Annotated in this window: 2 protein-coding genes; both read right to left on the reverse strand. The window is 60.0% G+C overall.

From position 1 onward, the window contains the following. Positions 1-5: 5 nt before the first annotated feature. Positions 6-737, reverse strand: a complete 732-nt coding sequence (locus tag YO9_RS19245) for an ATP-binding protein (protein WP_016998335.1) — start codon at positions 735-737, stop codon at positions 6-8. Positions 738-838: 101 nt separating this feature from the next. After that, complete coding sequence (locus tag YO9_RS19250) at positions 839-1528, reverse strand: AlbA family DNA-binding domain-containing protein (RefSeq protein WP_223286697.1); 690 nt, start codon at positions 1526-1528, stop codon at positions 839-841. Positions 1529-1644 lie beyond the last annotated feature (116 nt).

Consider the following 1644-nt stretch of genomic DNA (forward strand, 5'->3'; position numbering starts at 1 on the left):
CGTTCCTAGCGCGCGAGGTCGTTCTCGTTGGCGCTGTCGGATAGCTGGTAAACGGTCCCCTTGTGCCCTCGACCGCCCAGTTGTAGGACAGTTCCTGACTCCAGGGGCTGCTTGAGTGCGTAGCGCACTTGCCCATTGCTGAGGCCGGTCTTCTCCTGCAGGGCCTGCATGGTCAGCGATTTTTCCTGTCGGAGGGCCGAGATAACGCGGTCTTCATTCCGTGATCTGGACTGAGGTTGTTTCGAAGGTGAGGCAGGAGCCCGCGGAGTCTCGAGTGCTGCTGTCGGATTGGGGCGCCGCCACAACGTTGCTTTGAACTGCACGCCGGTGTCCGTCAGCGCGGGCCGGGGCAGGTCCGCTGTGCTGCACGCACGGAACACTTCTTGGATTCCGCCCCCTTCGCCCTCAATGATGGCTGCACCGTCCGGTGTCCGAAGTCTTTTGGAGATGTTGTAGAGCCGTTGGTTCACCGCGGCCTGCGCGTGATCCATGCTCTCCAATTGTTGGATCGAAACGCCGCGGAGTCCTCCCGGGCTGATGATGAACAGCTCGTTTGGGGTGAGGCGGACCTGGATGCTCTTGCCCACCCCCAGGGTGTTGGGGCCGAGGTCTCGGTGAACCAGGGCATTCGCGACAAGTTCGCGAACTGCGCTCAGTGGGATTTCGGGCCGGGGGCGAATGTGTCCATCTGCGGAGTAGTCCCTCACCTCGGAAAGGTTCGACTCGACCCAATCCATCACGTTTTCCAAAAGGATCGGGATCGGCCCCGTGAAATCTTGCAGGTCACGAGTGCGGTGTCCGCCCTGATCGGCTGGAACTCGGACCGCTGCTGTGACGCCTAATGCGGGGAATTCCCCCTGTGGGTAATCCCCCATGCGTACAGGCCAGCAAGCGTGAGTTGGTCGTCTCCCAGAGTTACACCGGTCCGTCGGAGAAGTTCGGCATCCGTCCGGTCGCGCAGCCTAGGGTCGGCTCGGCGGTAATTCGTCAGGTACGTTTCCACGAGGTCTGGGATCAGGTCCTCAATGGTCAGGCCGGGGATGGCTTCTTTATCGTTCTGGACCAACTGGGTCATGTGCAGTTTCTCGACTTCGACCATCCGCAGCTCATGGGCGTGCATGACGTAATCGCCGTCGGACTGCCGCAGGTATGCCCTGCCCTGGTACCGGGCGGGCCGCTCTTGAACCGGTAGCGGCAAGACTTCCGCGACGACCACATGTTTGCCATCCAACGTCATGGTTGACGTGGTCAGCTGCGGGGCCGGGGTGATCGCGTTCCGTGCCTGGGAAACCAGCCCTGCTTCGTAAGCTGCGGGGTTCGGAACGCCGGTTACGCGAAAATCATGCGCTTCATCCACTCCAAGGATGAGTGTCCCGCCCGACGGCATATTGGCAAAGGCGCATATCGTTTCGGGGCAGTTTTTTGGAAGTCCTTGCGCCGCACGTTTGACCTCGATGGAGGTGCTGTCACCTCGTCGCACACGGAGGAGTGCTAGTGCTTCCTGTAGCTCGCTTGCAGTCCAGGCCATGGGAAGTAGTGTAATCGTAAATCGTAACTGCAAATCGTAAAACTGGACGGTGTGCAGTTACGATTTGCGATTACCCCTATCCTTGGCCTGTGGATTCAACTGAAGCAGAACACGTG

It is taken from the genome of Kocuria atrinae C3-8 (assembly GCF_000286355.1).
Lineage (GTDB): Bacteria > Actinomycetota > Actinomycetes > Actinomycetales > Micrococcaceae > Kocuria > Kocuria atrinae_A.

Bases quoted from the DNA above. Each gene is read 5' to 3' on its own strand.
- YO9_RS19250 (WP_223286697.1), bottom strand. From the start codon at position 1,528: ATGGCCTGGACTGCAAGCGAGCTACAGGAAGCACTAGCACTCCTCCGT.
- YO9_RS19245 (WP_016998335.1), bottom strand. From the start codon at position 737: ATGGATTGGGTCGAGTCGAACCTTTCCGAGGTGAGGGACTACTCCGCA.